Genomic DNA, 18,476 nt, shown 5'->3' on the forward strand with positions numbered 1-18,476 from the left:
AGGACGACCTGGTGCTGTGCGTCCACAACTTCTCCCGCTTCGCCCAGCCCACCGAGCTCGATCTGCGGATGTACGACGGACGGCATCCGGTCGAGCTGATCGGCGGGGTGCGGTTCCCCGCGATCGGTGAACTGCCCTACCTGCTCACCCTCCAGGGGCACGGCTTCTACTGGTTCCGGCTCACCCGAGTCGCATCCCGCATCGGCCGCCGCCGCTGAGCGCACGGCGCCGGGGAAAGGACGCCTCACCATGCCGAAGACCATCACTGTCCGGCCGAGAACCGCCGTCGGCGTCGACGGCCCCCTGGTCTCGCTCGGTGCGCTGCTGCGCGAGTGGTTGCCGAGGCAACGCTGGTTCGCGGGCAAGGACCGGCCCGTCACCGACCTGTCGGTGCTGTCCTCGACCGAGCTGTTCCCCGGGTGTCTCCATCTGCTGGTGCACGCCTCGCACGCGCCCGTGCCCGCACCCGGCGGCACTCCCCCGCCCGGGGACTGCTACCAGCTGCTGCTGAGCGTCCGCGAGCAGACCGCGCCGCGGCTCGAACGCGCGCTCGTCGGGCGGGCCGTGGAGGGTCCGCTGGCGGGGCTGGCGGTCTACGACGCGCCGCACGACCCGCGCTCGGCCCATCTGCTGCTGGAACGACTGCGCCGGCCCGGCGCGGCGGGTCCGCTGCGCTTCGAGGCGGACGCGGGCGCGGACCTGCCCGGGGGGCTGCCGCCACGCCTGCTGGACGCCGAGCAGTCCAACACGTCGATCGTGTACGGCGACGCGTACATCCTGAAGCTCTTCCGCCGCGTCCAGCCGGGCGTCAACCCGGACCTGGAGGTGTCGGCCGCGCTCGCGGCGCAGGGCTGCGGGCGGGTGCCGGCGCCGGTCGCGTGGTTCGGCACGACCGCGCCCAGCCCGGCCACGCTCGGGGTGCTGCAGCCGTTCCTGCCGGACGCCACCGACGGCTGGACGCTGGCGCTGCGGGCCCTCGCCGCGGGCGACGACTTCACCGCCGAGGCCCATGAGCTGGGCCGGGCCATGGCCGAGGTGCACCTGGCGCTGGCCGAGGCCTTCCCGCCGGCCGGGCCGGGCGAGAACGGCCGTACGGCCGACGCGATGTGCGCGCGGCTGGACGCCGCCGCGCACGCCGTACCCGGGCTGCGGCCCTTCGTGCCCGGTCTGCGGGCCGCGTTCGGGGCGCTGGCCACCTGCGACACCGGGCCGCCCGCCCAGCGCATCCACGGCGATCTGCACCTCGGGCAGGTGCTGCGGGCCGGCCGCGACTGGTTCGTCATCGACTTCGAGGGAGAACCGTCCCGGCCGCTCGCCGAGCGGCGGGCCCCGCAGTCCCCGGTGCGGGACGTGGCCGGGATGCTGCGCTCCTTCGACTACGCGGCCCGGCAGCGCCGCCCGTGGCGACCCGAGTGGGCGCGCCGCTGCCGGGAGGCGTTCTGCGCGGGTTACGCGGCCCGCGCCGGCTGGGATCCACGAAAGAAGCACGCGCTGCTGCGCGCGCACGAGACGGACAGGGCGGTCTACGAGGTGCTGTACGAGGCGAGACACCGGCCGGACTGGCTGCCGGTACCGATGGCGGCGATCAAACGGCTCGCCGTGTGGGGAGGCTGACCGTCATGGCACTGCGCGACACCACGCGTCCCGAGGCCGCGGGCCCTAAGCCGCCCGCGGCCGCCCCTGCCCCGGACGCCGTCCGCGGGGACTGCCCTCCGGCCGCGCTGGACCCCGCCGAGCGCGGCCGGCTGCTGGGCGGCGCGCACCACGACCCACACGCGCTGCTGGGTGCCCACCCGGTGCCTGGCGGCACCCTGTTCCGGGCGCTGCGCCCGAACGCCCGGGCGGTCAGCGTCGTGGTCGACGGCATGCGCAGCCCGCTCGAGTCGCAGGGCGACGGCCTCTTCGCGGCCGTCCTGCCCCACTTGGACATTCCGTCGTACACGCTGCTGGTGGCCTACGACGACGGCGAGCAGGAGGTGCACGACCCGTACCGCTTCCTGCCCGCCCTCGGCGAGCTGGACCTGCACCTGATCCGCGAGGGCCGGCACGAGCAGCTGTGGCGGGCGCTCGGCGCCGAGCCGATGACCCACCAGGGCGTGGCGGGCACCCGCTTCACGGTGTGGGCGCCCAACGCCCAGGGCGTGCGGGTGGCCGGGGAGTTCACGTTCTGGGACGGCACGCAGTACCCGATGCGCTCGCTCGGCGCGTCCGGGGTGTGGGAGCTGTTCCTGCCGGGGATCGGCGAGGGCACCCGGTACAAGTTCGAGATCACCTCACGCCACGGCCACCGGTTCCTCAAGGCCGACCCGATGGCCCGGGGCACCGAGGTGCCGCCGGACACCGCGTCGGTCGTGACGGCCTCGCACTACGAATGGGGCGACGCCCAGTGGATGGCGCACCGCGGTGACACGCCCGTGCACGAGGCCCCCTTCTCGGTCTACGAGGTGCACCTGCCGTCCTGGCGGCCGGGACTGACGTACCGCGAACTCGCGGACCGGCTGCCCGCCTACGTCAAGGAGATGGGCTTCACCCACGTCGAGCTGATGCCGGTGGCCGGGCATCCGTTCAGCGGCTCGTGGGGCTACCAGGTCACCTCCTACTACGCGCCGACGCCCCGCCTCGGCTCACCGGACGACTTCCGGTACCTGGTGGACGCGCTGCACCGGGCGGGGATCGGCGTGATCATGGACTGGGTGCCGGCGCACTTCCCGAAGGACGACTGGGCGCTGGCCCGGTTCGACGGGGACCCGCTGTACGAACCCGGGAACGCCCTGCGCTCGGAGCATCCCGACTGGGGCACCTACGAGTTCGACTACGGCCGGACCGAGGTGCGCAACTTCCTCGTCGCCAACGCGGTGTACTGGTGCGAGGAGTTCCACATCGACGGCCTGCGGGTGGACGCCGTCGCCTCGATGCTCTACCTGGACTACTCGCGCGACTCCGGCCAGTGGGAGCCGAACGTGTTCGGCGGGCGGGAGGACCTGGACGCGGTGGCCTTCCTGCAGGAGATGAACGCCACCGTCTACCGGCGCTGCCCGGGTGTGGTCACGATCGCGGAGGAGTCCACCGCGTGGGACGGGGTGACCCGGCCGACGGACACCGGCGGGCTCGGCTTCGGGCTGAAGTGGAACATGGGCTGGATGCACGACTCGCTGGAGTACGTGCAGAAGGAGCCGGTGCACCGCAAGTACCACCACAACGAGATGACCTTCTCGATGGTGTACGCCTACAGCGAGAACTACGTGCTGCCGATCTCCCACGACGAGGTGGTGCACGGCAAGCAGGCGCTGGTGTCGAAGATGCCGGGCGACTGGTGGCAGCGGCGCGCCAACCACCGCGCCTATCTGGGCTTCATGTGGGCCCACCCCGGCAAGCAGCTGCTCTTCATGGGGCAGGAGTTCGCCCAGGGCGCCGAGTGGTCCGAGGCGCACGGACCCGAGTGGTGGCTGCTCGGCGACGACTACCACTCGGCGGGCGATCACCGCGGGGTCCAGCGGCTCGTGCGGGACCTGAACGAGCGGTACCGGGCGACGCCCGCGCTGTGGCAGCGGGACACAGATCCGGGTGGCTTCCGGTGGGTGCTGGGCGACGCCGCGGACGACAACGTGTTCGCGTTCCTGCGCTTCGACGCCGGGGGGTCGCCGCTGCTGGCGGTGTCCAACTTCTCCCCCGTCGTCCGGCACGGCTACCGGTTGTGGGTGCCCGACGTGGCGCCCGCCTGGCGGGAGGAGCTGAACACGGACGACGTCCGCTACGGCGGCAGCGGGGTCGGTGCCGGGGGACCGCTCGAGCCGGCGGACGGCTTCCTGACCCTCGCGCTCCCTCCGCTGGCCACGCTCTGGCTGGCGCCGCGGCGCTGAGAACCGCAGGTGTCGGCGGCCGTACCAGGGGCAGTCGGGTCGTACAGACCCACGACTGCCCCTTGTGGCACGGAAGAGGAGGGCGGCATCAGGTGCGCACCGTCGGAGTGGAGGAAGAGCTCCTCCTGGTCGATCCGGACAGCGGCGACCCGAAGGCACTGGCGTCAGCCGTTCTCGCCCGTGCCGACCACGACGATCCCGGACAGGACGTGTTCGAGAAGGAACTCTTCGGGCAGATGCTGGAGTTCGCGACGCATCCGCAGTCGGACATGACGGACCTCGGCGCGGAGATCGTCCGCTGCCGCAAGGAGGCGGCCCGGCTCGCCGGCGAGATCGGCTGCGCGGTGGCCGCCCTCGCCACCTCCCCGCTGCCGGTGAGCCCCTCCCTGACCGTGAACGAGCGCTACGAGTGGCTGGCCGAGCGGTACGGGGTCGGGACCCGGGACCAGCTGGTCTGCGGATGTCATGTGCATGTTTCGGTGGAATCCGACGAGGAGGGCGTCGCCGTCCTCGACCGGATCCGCCCCTGGCTGCCGGTGCTGACCGCGATCAGCGCGAACTCCCCGTTCTGGCAGGGCCGCGACACCGGTTACGCCAGTTACCGCAGCCGGGTGTGGGAGCGCTGGCCGTCGGCCGGGCCGACGGAGCTGTTCGGCTCTCCCGAGGGGTACCACCGGCGGGTGGCGGACATGGTGGCCACCGGCGTGATCCTCGACGAGGCGATGGCGTACTTCGACGCACGGCTGTCCGCCCGCTACCCCACGGTGGAGATCCGCGTGTCGGACGTGTGCCTGTGCTCGCGGACGCCGGTCCTCATCGCCATGCTGGCCCGCGCCCTGGTGGAGACGGCCGCCAGGGAGTGGCGGGCCGGCCGCCCCCCGCTCGACCACAGTGTGAGCCTGCTCCGGATGGCCGCCTGGCAGGCCGCGCGTTCCGGTCTGGAGGGGGACCTGCTCGACCCCGTGACGCTGCGCCCCCGGCCGGCCCCCGAGGTGCTGCGCTCCCTGCTGGAGTACACCGGGGACGCGCTCACCGAAAGCGGCGACGCGGCCCCTGCCGAACAGGCCGTCGAGGAGCTGCTGCGCACGGGCAACGGCGCACGCGAGCAGCGCAGGCTGCTGGAACGCACCGACAGCCTGCGCGACGTGGTGACCGGGTGCGTGCGGCTCACCCAGGGCTGAGCCTCAGAGGATCAGCACGAGGGCGTACACCAGGAAGAAGGCCGCGATCAGGGCGACGAGGACGAGGATCAGCGTCAGCGGCGCCTTGCTCCAGCCCTTGGTCGGGTTGTGCGTCTCCCGGGGCCCGGCTTCGGGCATGCTGCTCTCGGCGGGCGGGGTCTCGCCGGGCGGGACCGAGCCGCCGGGCTCCAGCCCTGTGGTGCGCTCGGGCTCCGGATCGGGGTTCACATGGGTCATGGGTACCGAGTCCCCAGGACACGGCCACATCATCAGCCGATCACGACTTCCGCCGTTCCGGCACCGGAAGCCGTCACCTGGGCTACATTCGAGCACCGCCGACACCGAGCCGATCGGCGGCGTGACCCTCCGTACCCCCGGGAGCAGCACATGCGGGACGTCGCCCTCGCTCCGGCCGTCACCCCGCCGCTCACCGGCGGGCTCGCCGACAGCGTCTTCCACAGGGCCGAGCGGGACCCGACCCTGCCGGTGCTCGCGCGCCGCGCGGACACCGCCACCGGGTGGGAGGAGGTGACGGCCCTGGAGGTGCGGGATGAGGTGGTCGACCTCGCCAAGGGGCTGATCGCCGCCGGGCTGTCGCCCGGCCACCGGGTGGCCCTGATGGCCCGTACCCGCTACGAGTGGACGGTGTTCAGCCACGCGCTGTGGGCGGTGGGCGCCGAGATCGTGCCGATCCATCCGTCGTCCTCGCGCGAGCAGGTGGAGTGGATCCTGCGGGACGCCGACTGCGTGGCCGTGGTCGTCGAGGACGAGCAGGGCGTCATGACCGTCGGCACCGTGTGCACCCGGCTGCCGCGGCTGCGGCACGTCTGGCAGCTGGACGCGGGCGCGCTGCGCGAACTCGCCGAGCGGGGCGCACGGGTGCCGTACACGACGGTGGAGTCGCTGCGCCGGATCGTGCTGCCGGACTCCACGGCGGCGATCGTCTACACCTCCGGCACCTCGGGCCGCCCGATGGGCTGCGCGCTGAGCCACCGGGGACTGGCCTACCCCTGCGACACCGTGCTGGCCGGCTGGATCCACACGGCGGCCCCGCCGGGCCGGCAGCCGTCCGTGCTGGCGTTCCTGCCGTTCTCCCACGTGTACGGCATCATGATCATGCTGGTGTGCGTGCGCGGCGGGGTTCTGATGGCGCACGAGCCCGAGATGACCGAGGCGGCCCTGGCGTCGGCTCTGACCACCTTCCGGCCGACGTACCTGTACGGAGTGCCGTCGGTGTTCGAGAAGCTGTACAAGAATTTCCTGCGTGCCGCGGAACAGGCGGGGCGGGGAGCGCTGTTCGAGCGGGCCGCGCAGACCGCGCGGGAGTTCGCCGCGGCCGAGGAGCGCCGCCGGCTCGGCCGCGGCGCGGGCCCCGGGCTCGAGCTCAGGCTGCAACACGCCCTCTACGAGCGGACGGTGTACCGCAGGCTGCGCGCGGCGCTGGGCGGCCGGGCCGTGCGCGGCACCTCCGGCGGCTCCTCGCTCAGCCGCGAGATGTGCCTGTTCTACGAGGGCATCGGCGTGTTCGTGCACGACGGCTACGGGCTGACCGAGTCCGCCGGCGGGATCACCATGCAGCCGCTCGGCCGGGAGAAGTCCGGGACCGTGGGCCTGCCGCTGCCCGGCACGGAGGTACGGGTGGCCGACGACGGGGAGATCCTGGTGCGCGGGCCGTCGGTGTTCCAGGGCTACATCGGTGACGAGGCGGCGACCCGGGCGGCGCTGCGGGGCGGCTGGCTGGCCACCGGGGACATCGGGCGGCTGGACGCCGAGGGCTATCTGACCATCACCGGGCGCAAGAAGGACATCATCGTCACCAGCGGAGGCAAGAGCGTGGCCCCGGCCCCGCTGGAGGAGCGGCTGCGGATCCACCCGCTCGTCCACCAGGCGGTGGTGATCGGCGACGACCGGCCCTGCGTGGGCGCACTGATCACCCTGGACCCGGAGTTCCTCGCGCACTGGCGGGCCGTCCTGGCGCTGCAGGGGGACGTCCAAAACCGCGAGGCGCGGGAGGAAAACGCCCTGCGGGAGGAGATCGCGCGGGCCGTGGCCTCGGCCAACAGCGCGGTGTCCCGTGCCGAGTCCATCAGGGTCTACCGTGTCCTGCACGAACCGTTCGACCGGGACAACGGACTGCTCACGCCGTCCATGAAGCTGCGCCGGGACGCCATCGTCCGCCACCACGCCGCCGAGATCGAGGCGATGTACCAGGCGCGGCCCCAGGCCCGGCGCGGTCCGCGGGAGCCCGCCGACTGGGAGGAGCCGGACGACGTCTTCCGCTGAGGAGGCACACCGCGCGGACCGCCCGGGAGGCGGACGGGTAGCCTGCCCGGCTGTGGGAACCCGCCCCGCGAGAAGAGATCAGCAACGACGACCTTCCTGGTCGGAGGGGCTCGGGACCCTCCGCCGGCCGGGACCGGGGAATGCGAGATGGCGACGGAGCCCCGTTGGGACGACACACCTCCTTCGGAGGAGGGCTACGAGCGTAGGTTCTCCTTCGCGGGTGAGCTGCGCAACGTCACGGAGGCGCGGCTCGCGGCCGAGGACTTCCTGTGCGTCCTCGCCTCGGACGCGCCGCCGGGCACGCCCGAGTACTGGGACGACATCCTGCTCGTCGTGACCGAGCTGGCGGCCAACGTCATCCAGTACGCGCCCGGCCCGTTCGGGCTGCGGATGCGGCGCACCTTCGACGGCGTGCACGTGACGATGCGTGACACGAGCACGACCAAGCCGGAGCCGCGGCCCTTCCACCCGCGCACGGGCGGCGGCGGGATCGGCTGGCATCTGGTGCACACCCTGTGCACCCAGGTCAGCGTCGTCGTGCACGACCGCGGCAAGGACATCCACGTGTTCCTGCCCTGGTGACCGCTCGCGGATCCGGCCGGCCGTCCCGCGGAACGACGTGTACACGCGCGACAACCGGTTACTCCGGTCCGGGCAGGGGCATGTGGGTGCCCCGCGTTCGTCTGCCTGCCGCGCCCGGCTCGCGCAGCGTCCGGGGTCACGGTGGGATCGACGTTGAGGCGCAGCGATCCAGGGCATGCGAACGGCGTCGAGTCGGACCGCCTGGAGCCGCAGAAAGGGATGAACACCGTGACACGACCCAGGATCCTGGTGGTTGGCGCAGGCTTCGCCGGAGTCGAGTGCGTCCGCCGCCTGGAGCGGAAACTCTCCCCCGCGGAAGCCGACGTCACCCTGGTGACGCCGTTCGCCTACCAGCTCTATCTGCCCCTGCTGCCCCAGGTCGCCTCCGGCGTGCTCACACCGCAGTCGATCGCCCTCAGCCTGCGCCGCAGCAGGAAGTACCGCACCCGGATCATCCCGGGTGGCGCGATCGGCGTGGACCTCAGGTCCAAGGTGTGCGTCGTCCGCACCATCACCGACAAGATCGTCAACGAGCCCTACGACTACATCGTGCTGGCGCCGGGCAGCGTGACCCGTACCTTCGACATCCCCGGGCTGACCGAGCACGCGTTCGGGATGAAGACCCTCGCCGAGGCCGCCTACATCCGCGACCACGTGATCTCGCAGCTCGATCTCGCCGACGCCAGCGACGACCCCGCCGAGCGGGCCGCGCGGCTGCAGTTCGTGGTGGTCGGCGGGGGCTACGCCGGCACCGAGACCGCGGCGTGCCTGCAGCGGCTCACGCACGCCGCCGTGCAGCGCTACCCGCGCCTGGACCCCGGCCTGATCAAGTGGCACCTGATCGACATCGCGCCCAAGCTGATGCCGGAACTGGGCGACAAACTCGGCCGCAGCGCGCAGGAGATCCTCGGGCGGCGCGGCATCGAGGTGTCGCTGGGGGTGTCGATCGCCAAGGCCGGTGCGGAGGAGGTCACCTTCACCGACGGCCGCGTGGTGCCGACGCACACGCTCATCTGGACAGCGGGCGTGGTGGCGAGCCCGCTGATCGCCACCCTGGGCGCGGAGACCGTGCGGGGCCGGCTGGCGGTCACCTCCGAGATGTGCCTGCCGGGCCACGACGGCGTGTTCGCCCTCGGCGACTCGGCCGCCGTGCCGGACCTGGCCAAGGGCGACGGCGCGGTGTGCCCGCCCACCGCGCAGCACGCGATGCGTCAGGGCAAGCGGGTCGCGGACAACGTCATCGCGACGCTGCGGGGGCTTCCCATGCGGCCGTACGAACACAAGGACCTGGGCCTCGTCGTCGACCTCGGCGGCAAGGACGCCGTGTCCAAGCCGCTGGGCGTCGAGCTGCGCGGTGTGCCCGCCCAGGTGGTGGCCCGCGGCTACCACTGGTCGGCGCTGCGCACCAACGTCGCCAAGACCCGCGTGATGACCAACTGGCTGCTGAACGCGGTCGCGGGCGACGACTTCGTGCGCACCGGCTTCCAGGCCCGCAAGCCCGCCCGGCTGAAGGACTTCGAGTTCACCGACGCGTACCTGACACCGGAACAGGTCCGGGCCCGGGCGGAGGGCCGGACCGTCGAGAGTCCCTGACTCCCCGCGGCGGCAGGAGCAGACCGCACCCGGACGCCCGGTGGCCGCGGCCCCGGCCCGAGGGGCGGACGACCCGCTGGTCTCGTGCCATGCCGGGTCGAAGACCGATTGACGGCACGGGAGAGAGCGCGGCGGCGTGAGCGAAGCGGTTCGGTCGGGGCGGGCGGGGATCCGGGACCGGCTCGCCGCGTCCGATCCCGGTCTGCTCAGGCTCACCGCCGGGCTGCGGACGGTCGCCGCCATCGCGCTCACGCTGATCGTGCTCGGACTGCTGCGGGTCCCCGTGTCCCAGCTGGTCGCCGGCGCCATCGCGGCGATGGTCGCGACCTTCGCCATCCGCGAGAGGCAGCGCTCGGGCCAGGCCCTCACCCTCGCCCTCGGCCTGCTCGTGGCGCTCGCCTCGGTGTCACTGGGGGCGTTGCTGAACCAACGGCTCGTCGTGGGCGACCTGTTCTTCGTCGCCCTCATCTTCTGTGCCGTCTACGGCCGCCGGTTCGGGGACCGAGGCACGGCACTGGGGCTGATCGGCTTCCAGATCTACTTCCTCTCCCTGTTCGTGCGGGCGGCCCCGGCCACGCTGCCCGCCCTCTACGGCGTCATCACGGTGGCGTTCGCGAGCAGCGCCGTCGTGCGCTTCGGCCTGCTGCCGCAGACCCCGGCCGGCATCCTCGACCGGCTGCGGCGGGCCTTTCGCGCCCGGCTCGGTCAGCTGATCGCCACTCAGGTGGAGTTGCTGGACGCGGGTCCCGACGAGGCGGACAAGGTGCTGGAGGAGCTGCGCACGCGCACCGCCCGGCTGCACGAGACGGCGCTGATGATCCAGGGCCGGCTGGAGGACGGCACCTCCGACCGGGCCACGGCTCGGCTGCTGCAGCGCCGGATCGCTGATGCCGAGATCACCGCCGAGCGGCTGGGGCTGCTGCTGCTCACGGCGCGCAGTGCCGAGCGGACCGACACCCTCACCCTGCACCTGCCCGGCGCAGCCCTGCCGTCGGGCGGTGAACTGCCGGTGCGGGACGCCTCGACGGCCGTGCTGCGCCGGGATCTCCAGGCGCTGCGCCTGCTGGTGCTGCGGCCGCTCGGCGAGGCGTCGGGCACGGCGCTCGCGCAGGTGCGCAACCGGCTTCTCGGCTACCGCGAGGAGGAGAACCTGCCCGACGCCTCCCCGGCCGTGCAGGACGTCTTCCGCGCCCTGGGCGAGGCGGCGCGGGCCGTGCTCGGGCTGCGGACCGCCCTGGAGGGTCCGCAGGACGAGTCGGACGACACCCCGGCGACGGCCCGCTCCCGCGAGGAGCTGGACGCGGAGGACGCCGCCATCGCGGGCCACGAGGAGGACGAGGCCGACGAACCGGAGCCGGCCGGGCTCGGGCGGCCCACCACCCGGGCCGCCGTGCAGGTGGCGGCCGGTTCGGCCCTGGCCATCGCGGGCGGCGAGCTGCTCTCCAGTCAGCGCTGGTACTGGGCGGTGCTGACGTGCTGGATCGTGTTCATCAACACCGCGTCCACCGGCGAGATCCTGGTGAAGGGCTACCGGCGGCTGGTCGGCACGGTCCTCGGCGTGGTGGCCGGCATCGCGCTGGCCGGCGTGGTCGGGCGTCACACGTGGACGGCCTTCGCGCTGGTGCTGCTGTTCGTCTTCATCATGTTCTACACCGCGCCGCTGTCGTACACGCTGATGTCGTTCTTCGTGACGGCGATGCTGGGGCTGCTCTACACGCTGCTGAACACCTACAGCACGGCGGTGCTGGTGCTGCGGGTGGAGGAGACGGCGCTCGGCGCGGCCTGCGGGGTGATCGCGGCCGCGGTGGTGCTGCCGGTCCACACCGACCGCCGTACCAACGAGCTCCTCGTCGGCGTCCTGGACCGGCTGGCCGACGTCACCCGGGCGGCCGTGGACCAGCTGAGCGGCGGCGGCGAAGCCGGTACCGACCTGGTGGAGCGGGCGCGGCAGCTGGACCAGGCGCTGGCCGACCTGCGCGGAGCCACCCGGCCGCTGACCCATCCGGTCACCCCGCTGCGCTCCCGCCGGGAGACGGCCCGGTACGTGGTCGCGCTGCTGGAGACCTGTGCGTACCACGCCCGGTCACTCGCCGCCACGGCGGAACTGCTGCCGACGCACCCGGCGATCGCGGCGGACCCCCGGCTGCGGGGGGCGTGCGGGCGGATCGTGCACAACATCGCGGCGATCTCCGCGCACGTCACCGATCCGCGGTGCACGGAGCGGATCGAGTCCGGCCCCAGCATCGCCTCGATGCTGGAGCCGGGGACCCTGCGCACCCCGCGCTACGGGCGGGTGACCGACCGGGTGCTGCGCCATCTGCAGCGCCTGGACGAGGCGGTCTCCGGTCTGGCGCGCCCCCTGGGCGCCGGTCCGGACGTGCCCCGGCCGGCGAGGTGAGGCCCCGCGGCCCCGGGACGGGCCTTCACACCGGCCCGCCGCCGGGACGGCGGCCCAGCACCTCGTCGCGGACCCGGGCGCAGCTGCGGCTGATCAGCCGGGAGACGTGCATCTGGGAGATGCCCAGCTTGTCGGCGATGCGGCTCTGGGTCATGTCCTCGAAGAAGCGCATGTAGAGGATCGCCCGCTCGCGCTCGGGCAGGCGGCGCAGCCCTTCCTTGGCGGCCTCGCGGTCGACCACGACGTCGTACGAGGCGTCCGCCGCGCCGAGGGTGTCGGCGAGGCTGTAGCCGTCCTCGCCGCTGGTGAGTTCGGCGTCCAGCGACAGGGTGCTGAAGCTCTCCAGCGCCTCCAGGCCGGCGGACACCTCCTCCTCGCTGAGCCCGGTGTGCGCGGCGAGGTCGGCTACGGAGGGTTCGGCGCTGCCGGGGTTCTGGGTGAGTTCCCGGCGGGCCACCCGCACCCGGTTGCGCAGCTCCTGCACCCGCCGCGGCACCCGGAGGGCCCACATGCGGTCGCGGAAGTGCCGCTTGACCTCCCCGGTGATGGTCGGCACGGCGTAGCTCTCGAAGGCTCCCCGGGACGGGTCGAACCTGTCGATCGCCTTCACCAGTCCCAGCGCCGCCACCTGGCGAAGGTCCTCGACGGACTCGCCGCGGTCGCGGAAACGGCCCGCGATGCGATGGGCCATGGGCAGCCAGGCGGTGACGAGTTCGTCGCGTACGGCGTCCCGCTCGGGACCGTCCTCCATCTCCGAGAGCCGGGCGAACAGCTCCGCGGTGTCGGGGGCGTCGTCGTGGTTCCGCCGGGCGGACGCCCCGGCGGCGGTGGGGGCGGGCGTGCCGGGGCTTGTCGACATGTCGGTCAGCATGCGGAATCGCTCCTGAACGTGGTCTCCGGGCAGGCCGGAACATCGGTTCCGGTCTGGCCCGAACGGTGGTGTCAGGGGTTCGCCGCGGGGTCACCGCCCCGGCCCACCGGAAGGCGGCCAGGCAGCGGTAGTGCTCCCCGCTGGGCGCGCGCCTCCGGTCCGAAGCACGAGATTCCGCCTGCCCCCCGGTCCCCGGGGCAAACGCCGCCGGGCGGAACTTCGCCCACCGCTTCAGCGCAGCGGCACCACAGCGGTGATGCGCTTGCCGCCGCGGGGCAGCTCCGCCACGCTGACGTCCCGCGCCAGCCGGCACACGATGGGCCAGCCCCGGCCGCCCGGCCGCGAACGGCCGGCCTCGCCCACCGGGGCGAGGGCCACCGGCACCTCGGCGCTGTGGTCGCTCACCGACACGCGGACGCCGCTCAGGTCCACGTCGACGTCGAAGCTGGTGATCCCCCCGCCGTGCAGGATGGCGTTGGTGGCGAGTTCGGAGGTGACCAGCAGGGCGTCAGCCATGGCCTCGGGGCCGCAGGAGAGGGCACGGGCCCGGCAGCGCTCGGCGACCACCCGCCGGACCGTTCTGCGGGCGTCGACCGGCCGGTACGGCGTACGGCGCCGCGGCTCGCCCAGGGTCGCGGAGGTGTGGTTCCGGTGCTTGTCGTCGAGCATCCCTGGCCTCCCTGCACGGTGCCCGGAGTGGACTGTTCCGTCCCTTTCCGGCTGACCCCGGCGGGCGGAGTCAAACACGGTCGGTACGGATGCCATCACGGCTGAGCGACCGGGTACCCGGCGGATATGGATGTCGTGGACGCGGACGAGTTGTTGCGGCGGATCCGACGGGGCCTGGAGCGCGCCGCCGGCGAGGAACGGGCCTGGCGGGAGCGCGCGCAGAGCCTGACGGCGACGGACCCCGACGGCGCGCGGGAGGCGGTCGTGCGGGCGCGGGCGTACGAGGCGGTACTGAGCGTGCTGGAGGAGATCATCCATCCGGGCGGGCCGCCGGTGACGGCGGAGGGGGCGAAGCAGGTCACCTGACCCGCGTCCGATTACCGGGAAGTACGCAAGATGGTTTATCGTTCATTAATACGTGATGCCGGAGTGGCCGGAACCGTCCTTCCCCCTCCGTGCGCGTCACCGCATACGGCCCTGGCTGGCTTCCCCCGTCCAGCCAGGGCTTTTTGCTGCCCGGGCGCAGCCGGAACGGAGACATCCGCGCCCTTCGAGGTGCCCGCGGCGGCGGCAGCGGCTGAAATGGGCTTGAGGACCGCATCCGGACCGCCACCGGCGAGGAGCCCCGCGCCATGACCAAAGCGATCAAACTGCTCACCGCCCTCCCCCAGGCCCAGCGCGAGCGCCTGATGGAACTGGCCAAGGAGGTCTCCTTCCCGGAGGACGCCCGCATCTTCGAGGCGGGCGGCACGGCCGACCGCTTCTGGGTGATCCGCTCGGGCGCCGTCCACCTGGACACGCAGGTCACCTCCCGGCAGCGGGTGACCGTGGCCACGCTCGGCGCGGGCGACATGCTCGGCTGGTCCTGGCTGTTCCCGCCGTACGAGTGGGACTTCGGCGCGGTGGCCTTCAGCAACGTGCGCGCCTACGAGTTCGACGGCCCCTCGGTGCTGGGGCTGTGCGTGGAGGACCCGCTGCTCGGCCTCTCCCTGGTGCGGACGGTCGCCGAGATCCTCGCCCACCGCCTGGAGACGACGCGGGGCAAGCTGATGGACCAGTACGCGATCCGGCGGCGCACCGGCCTGCTCTAGGGGGTGTCTCGGGGACCGTCAGACGCGGTAGCGGCGCAGGGCCGGCATCGCGAGGGCCAGGGCCAGCATCACCACGACGACCAGCGCGCCCCCGCCGGCCACGGCGGCCCGCGGGCCGAACGCCGACCCCGCGGTGCCGTGCAGTACGTCGGCGAGGCGCGGGCCGCCCGCGACGACGACCGTGAAGACCCCCTGCATTCGCCCCCGCATCTCGTCGGTCGCGGCGGACAGCAGGATGGCGCCCCGGAAAACCATCGACACCATGTCCGCGACGCCGGCGGCGGCGAGGAAGGCCAGGGCGAGCCAGAGGTTGCCGCTCAGCCCGAACCCGGCGACGGCCGCGCCCCAGCCGACGACCGCGCCGATGACCATGCACCCGTGCCGGCGGGCCCGGGAGAACGCGCCGGAGAACAGGCCGCCGAGCACCGCGCCGACCGGGATGCCGGCGAACAGCACGCCCAGCGCGAGCCCCTCGTCCCACGACCCGTACGTCTCCGCGGCGAGCTGCGGGAACAGCGCGCGGGGCATGCCGAACACCATGGCGACGATGTCGGCCAGGAAGGAGAGCAGTAGCACCCGGTGGAGCAGGATGTAGCGGAACCCGTCCGCGATCTCGCGCAGCCCGGCTCGGCGGACGGCGGTCCCGCCGAGCGGGGGCAGCGCGGGCAGCCGGAAGACGGCCCACACGGTCACGCACAGCGCAAGGGCGTCGATGAGATACAGCTCCGGCAGGCCGATGACCGGTATGAGCACACCGGCCAGCAGCGGACCCGCCACCAGGCCGGTCTGCATCACCGTGGAACCGAGGGCGTTGGCGGCGGGCAGTTCCTCGGCCGGCACCAGACGGGCGATGGAGGCGCTGCGGGCCGGCGAGTTGAGTCCGAAGAACGCCTGCTGCACCGCGAGCAGAACCATCAGGGCGGCCACCGAGTCGAGGCCGGTGGCGGCCTGCGCCCAGAACAGCAGCGACGTCACCGCGATGCCGCAGTTGGTCACCAGCAGCAGCCTGCGGCGGTCCACGGTGTCGGCGACCGCCCCGCCCCACAGTGCGAACACCACCATGGGTACCAGGCCCGCGAGGCTCGCGTAGCCGACCCAGGCCGACGAGTGGGTGATGTCGTATATCTGCTTGGGCACGGCGACGGCGGTCAGCTGGCTGCCTACGGCGGTGACGACGGTCGACGACCACAGCCGCCGGTAGGCGGGGATGCGCAGCGGGCGCGTGTCCATGGCCCAGCGGCGCCATCCCCGCCGGGGCGGGGCTCCGGCGGGGCGTCCGCCGGCGTCCGTGCCGGGATCGGTGTCGGTGCCGCTGCTCTCGCTCGTGTTCACAGGCGTCCTGGTTGCTCGCTACAACTTTTCGCTTCGAGAGCCTAACCATCCCAGTGATCCCCGTGCACTTCGAACGGGATTCTCAGGAACCGGCCACCAGCGTGGCTCCGAGCGCCAGCATGGTGACGGCGACGAGTCCGTCCAGCACCCGCCAGGCGCCGGGCCTGGCGAGGTACCGGCCGAGGAGCCGGGCGCCGAAACCGAGGGCGGCGAACCAGCACAGGCTGGCGAACGCCGCGCCGAGCCCGAAGGTCCAGCGCAGCGGGCCCCGGTCGGCGGCGAGGGAACCGAGCAGGAACACGGTGTCCAGGTAGACGTGCGGGTTGAGCCATGTCATCGCCAGACAGGTGAGCACCGCCCGCCTGCGGGAACCGGCGGCCTCCCCCTCGGCGTCGAGGCCGCCCGCGCCCGGCCCGAACACCCGGCGGGCGGCGAGAGCGCCGTAGCAGAGCAGGAAGACGCCGCCGACGATCCCGACCGCCCTGAGCGCGCCCGGCCAGGTCACGACGACGGCCCCGACGCCGCCCACCCCCAGTGCGATGAGCACCGCGTCGGACAGGGCGCAGATGCCCACCACGGCGAGGACGGCGTCGCGGCGCACCCCCTGCCTCAGCACGAAGGCGTTCTGCGCGCCGATGGCGACGATCAGCGAGAGTCCGGTGCCGAAGCCGGCGAAAGCGGTGGTCAGGGCGTGGTTCATGCCGTCGACGCTACGAGCGCCCTGAGCCGAAGTACAGCTAAGGATTCTTACGTACCCTTAGCTGTCGTGATGACGGAGCTTCCCCTGGAGCAGGTGCGCACCCTGCTCGCCGTGGTTGACGAGGGCACCTTCGACGCTGCGGCCCTGGCCCTGCACGTGACGCCTTCGGCGGTCAGTCAGCGGGTCAAGGCCCTCGAACAGCGCACGGGCCGGGTGCTGCTGCAGCGCACCAGGCCGGTGCGTCCCACGGAGTCCGGCGCGGTGCTGGTGCGGTTCGCCCGGCAGCTCGCCCGGCTGCAGCACGACGCGTGGGACGAGCTGGGGCTGAGCGGCGCCGGGGAGCCGACACGGGTGCCCGTCGCGGTGAACGCGGACTCGCTGGCGACCTGGTTCCTGCCGGCCCTGACCCGGGTGGCGGGGATCTGCTTCGAACTGCACCGGGAGGACGAGCAGCACACGGCGGCCCTGCTGCGCGAGGGACTGGTGATGGCGGCGGTGACCTCCTCGCCCGACCCGGTGCCCGGCTGCACCGTCCGGCCGCTCGGCCGGATGCGCTACCTGCCGGTGGCCGCACCGCCGTTCGCCCGGACCCACCTGGAGGGGCGGCCCCTGCCGGAGGCCCTGACCCGGGCACCCGTCGTGGTCTTCGACCGCAAGGACGACTTCCAGGACGGCTTCGTGCGCCGGCTGGGCCCCGGGTCCGCCGGCCCCCTGCGGCACTACGTGCCCACCTCGGAGGGCTTCGTCGACGCGGTCGCCTCGGGCCTCGGCTGGGGCATGGTCCCGGAGACCCAGGCCGGCCCGCTGCTGGACGCGGGGCGGCTGGCCCTGATCGCTCCCGGTCGGTGGGCGGACGTCACCCTGTACTGGCAGCAGTGGAAGCTCGACTCCCCCGCGCTCGTGGCCCTGGCCGACGCGGTGACGGCGACCGCGGCGGGGGCGCTGCGCCGCTGAGGTCCCCCGCCGCGCGCGTGACCGGATCGTGCCCGTGACCCGATCCGGTGCCGATTGCGCAGTTTCACCCCGTCCCGACCGGTCACCCGAACCCCTACGACACCAATTCGACCGGACCGGACGACTTCGATCCCACTGCAGGAGACTTCGATGGACAACTGGCGGAACCATGCCGCGTGCCGTCAAGAGGATCCCGATCTGTTCTTCCCGATCGGCACCACCGGACCCGCCCAGATGCAGGCCGAGCAGGCCAAGGCGGTGTGCGGCCGGTGCCCCGTCCGGGAGCAGTGCCTGGACTGGGCACTGGAGACGGGGCAGAGCATCGGGATCTGGGGCGGCACGACCGAGACCGAACGCCGGTCCCTGCGGCGCCGCGCGCGCTCCCGGCCCCGCTCCGGCTGACCCGCCCGTCCAGCGGCCGGGGGGCTCAGCGGCCACCGCGGCGCAGGGTCCCCCACTGCCGTTCCCGGCGGTCCATCTCGGCCCTGACCCCGGCGATCACGTCGTCGGCGATCCAGCACAGCGGCTCGACGTCGGCCACCAGCGGCTCGTTGTCGGGGCCCCGGCCCGTCTCCCGGCCCTTGAGGACCCAGGGACGCACGCCGGGGCCCTTGTCGTGCGGCAGGTGCGCGTAGTCGTACAGGCGGCGCGCCACCCACAGTTCCAGGGAGCGGTCCCCCCACCAGTCCTCGACGTCGAGCGGGCTGGCGGACAGGCCCGGCATGCGTACGCCGGTGAGTTCGTCGGTGCTGGAGGCGGCGCCGAGGTCGGTCCCGGGGCCTTTGGACCAGCGCACGTACAGGCCCTGGTGCCGCCGCACCAGCCGGGCCGCTTCGGCGAGGGTGGACACGACCGGCAGGTCGTCCGCTGTGCTCATGGCATGACCTCCCTCGACCGGCCGCGGCGGTGCGGCGACGAGCACCGGGGTACCCCCGGAACGCTCCGGGAACCAGTCCGGTGTC

Annotated in this window: 18 protein-coding genes; 12 read left to right on the forward strand and 6 right to left on the reverse strand. The window is 73.2% G+C overall.

The annotated features are described in order from the left end of the window. The 4 genes from IE177_RS07925 to IE177_RS07940 all read left to right on the forward strand — a co-directional run. The coding region (locus IE177_RS07925; RefSeq protein ID WP_190014161.1) for an alpha-glucosidase C-terminal domain-containing protein at nucleotides 1-218 on the forward strand (218 nt) is incomplete at its 5' end. Between the two features lie 31 nt (nucleotides 219-249). Further along, nucleotides 250-1,614: a maltokinase N-terminal cap-like domain-containing protein gene (locus IE177_RS07930; protein ID WP_190014163.1), complete on the forward strand. Its 1,365-nt coding sequence runs from the start codon at nucleotides 250-252 to the stop codon at nucleotides 1,612-1,614. A gap of 5 nt (nucleotides 1,615-1,619) precedes the next feature. Continuing rightward, the gene (glgB, locus tag IE177_RS07935) at nucleotides 1,620-3,860 is read left to right on the forward strand and encodes a 1,4-alpha-glucan branching enzyme (protein WP_190014165.1); all 2,241 of its coding nucleotides are present in this window, start codon (nucleotides 1,620-1,622) and stop codon (nucleotides 3,858-3,860) included. Between the two features lie 92 nt (nucleotides 3,861-3,952). Then, nucleotides 3,953-5,041, forward strand: a complete 1,089-nt coding sequence (locus tag IE177_RS07940) for a glutamate--cysteine ligase 2 (protein WP_190014168.1) — start codon at nucleotides 3,953-3,955, stop codon at nucleotides 5,039-5,041. A 3-nt stretch (nucleotides 5,042-5,044) separates the two neighbouring features. On the opposite strand, the gene IE177_RS07945 is transcribed toward IE177_RS07940, so the two are convergent. Continuing rightward, nucleotides 5,045-5,278 (reverse strand): DUF6480 family protein, encoded by a 234-nt coding sequence (locus IE177_RS07945; RefSeq protein WP_190014170.1) that lies wholly within the window; start codon nucleotides 5,276-5,278, stop codon nucleotides 5,045-5,047. 150 nt (nucleotides 5,279-5,428) lie between these two features. On the opposite strand from IE177_RS07945, the gene IE177_RS07950 reads away from it, so the two are divergent. From IE177_RS07950 to IE177_RS07965, 4 genes are all read left to right on the forward strand, one after another. After that, complete coding sequence (locus IE177_RS07950) at nucleotides 5,429-7,324, forward strand: AMP-dependent synthetase/ligase (RefSeq protein WP_190014172.1); 1,896 nt, start codon at nucleotides 5,429-5,431, stop codon at nucleotides 7,322-7,324. 147 nt (nucleotides 7,325-7,471) lie between these two features. Beyond that, nucleotides 7,472-7,906 carry an ATP-binding protein gene (locus IE177_RS07955; protein WP_190014174.1) on the forward strand — a complete coding sequence of 145 codons (435 nt, stop codon included), beginning with the start codon at nucleotides 7,472-7,474 and terminating at the stop codon, nucleotides 7,904-7,906. A 219-nt stretch (nucleotides 7,907-8,125) separates the two neighbouring features. Beyond that, a complete protein-coding gene (locus IE177_RS07960) occupies nucleotides 8,126-9,499 on the forward strand; it encodes an NAD(P)/FAD-dependent oxidoreductase (RefSeq protein WP_190014176.1) in 1,374 nt (457 codons plus the stop codon). Between the two features lie 169 nt (nucleotides 9,500-9,668). Further along, on the forward strand, nucleotides 9,669-11,897 hold the full coding sequence (locus IE177_RS07965) for an FUSC family protein (protein WP_190015074.1): 2,229 nt from the start codon (nucleotides 9,669-9,671) through the stop codon (nucleotides 11,895-11,897). Between the two features lie 25 nt (nucleotides 11,898-11,922). Here IE177_RS07965 and IE177_RS07970 read toward each other — a convergent pair whose 3' ends face one another. Beyond that, complete coding sequence (locus IE177_RS07970) at nucleotides 11,923-12,768, reverse strand: SigB/SigF/SigG family RNA polymerase sigma factor (RefSeq protein ID WP_190014179.1); 846 nt, start codon at nucleotides 12,766-12,768, stop codon at nucleotides 11,923-11,925. 231 nt (nucleotides 12,769-12,999) lie between these two features. Continuing rightward, nucleotides 13,000-13,437 (reverse strand): ATP-binding protein, encoded by a 438-nt coding sequence (locus IE177_RS07975; RefSeq protein ID WP_190014181.1) that lies wholly within the window; start codon nucleotides 13,435-13,437, stop codon nucleotides 13,000-13,002. Nucleotides 13,438-13,563: 126 nt separating this feature from the next. Between IE177_RS07975 and IE177_RS07980 the strand changes: the two genes are divergently transcribed. After that, nucleotides 13,564-13,803, forward strand: coding sequence for a hypothetical protein (locus tag IE177_RS07980; RefSeq protein ID WP_190014183.1), 240 nt, complete (start codon nucleotides 13,564-13,566; stop codon nucleotides 13,801-13,803). A gap of 266 nt (nucleotides 13,804-14,069) precedes the next feature. After that, the gene (locus tag IE177_RS07985) at nucleotides 14,070-14,528 is read left to right on the forward strand and encodes a cyclic nucleotide-binding domain-containing protein (RefSeq protein ID WP_190014185.1); all 459 of its coding nucleotides are present in this window, start codon (nucleotides 14,070-14,072) and stop codon (nucleotides 14,526-14,528) included. An 18-nt stretch (nucleotides 14,529-14,546) separates the two neighbouring features. Here IE177_RS07985 and IE177_RS07990 read toward each other — a convergent pair whose 3' ends face one another. Both IE177_RS07990 and IE177_RS07995 read right to left on the reverse strand, forming a co-directional pair. Beyond that, nucleotides 14,547-15,860 carry an MFS transporter gene (locus IE177_RS07990; protein WP_190014187.1) on the reverse strand — a complete coding sequence of 438 codons (1,314 nt, stop codon included), beginning with the start codon at nucleotides 15,858-15,860 and terminating at the stop codon, nucleotides 14,547-14,549. Between the two features lie 82 nt (nucleotides 15,861-15,942). Further along, nucleotides 15,943-16,560 carry a LysE/ArgO family amino acid transporter gene (locus IE177_RS07995; protein WP_190014188.1) on the reverse strand — a complete coding sequence of 206 codons (618 nt, stop codon included), beginning with the start codon at nucleotides 16,558-16,560 and terminating at the stop codon, nucleotides 15,943-15,945. A gap of 66 nt (nucleotides 16,561-16,626) precedes the next feature. Between IE177_RS07995 and IE177_RS08000 the strand changes: the two genes are divergently transcribed. Together IE177_RS08000 and IE177_RS08005 are read left to right on the forward strand one after the other, a co-directional pair. Further along, nucleotides 16,627-17,514, forward strand: coding sequence for a LysR family transcriptional regulator ArgP (locus tag IE177_RS08000; RefSeq protein WP_190014190.1), 888 nt, complete (start codon nucleotides 16,627-16,629; stop codon nucleotides 17,512-17,514). Nucleotides 17,515-17,664: 150 nt separating this feature from the next. Then, a complete protein-coding gene (locus IE177_RS08005; protein ID WP_190014192.1) occupies nucleotides 17,665-17,916 on the forward strand; it encodes a WhiB family transcriptional regulator in 252 nt (83 codons plus the stop codon). Nucleotides 17,917-17,941: 25 nt separating this feature from the next. Here IE177_RS08005 and IE177_RS08010 read toward each other — a convergent pair whose 3' ends face one another. Further along, complete coding sequence (locus IE177_RS08010) at nucleotides 17,942-18,391, reverse strand: DUF6098 family protein (RefSeq protein WP_190014194.1); 450 nt, start codon at nucleotides 18,389-18,391, stop codon at nucleotides 17,942-17,944. Nucleotides 18,392-18,476: the final 85 nt, after the last annotated feature.

Origin of the sequence: Streptomyces lucensis JCM 4490 (genome assembly GCF_014650035.1) — a bacterium.
In the GTDB taxonomy this organism is placed as follows: domain Bacteria; phylum Actinomycetota; class Actinomycetes; order Streptomycetales; family Streptomycetaceae; genus Streptomyces; species Streptomyces lucensis.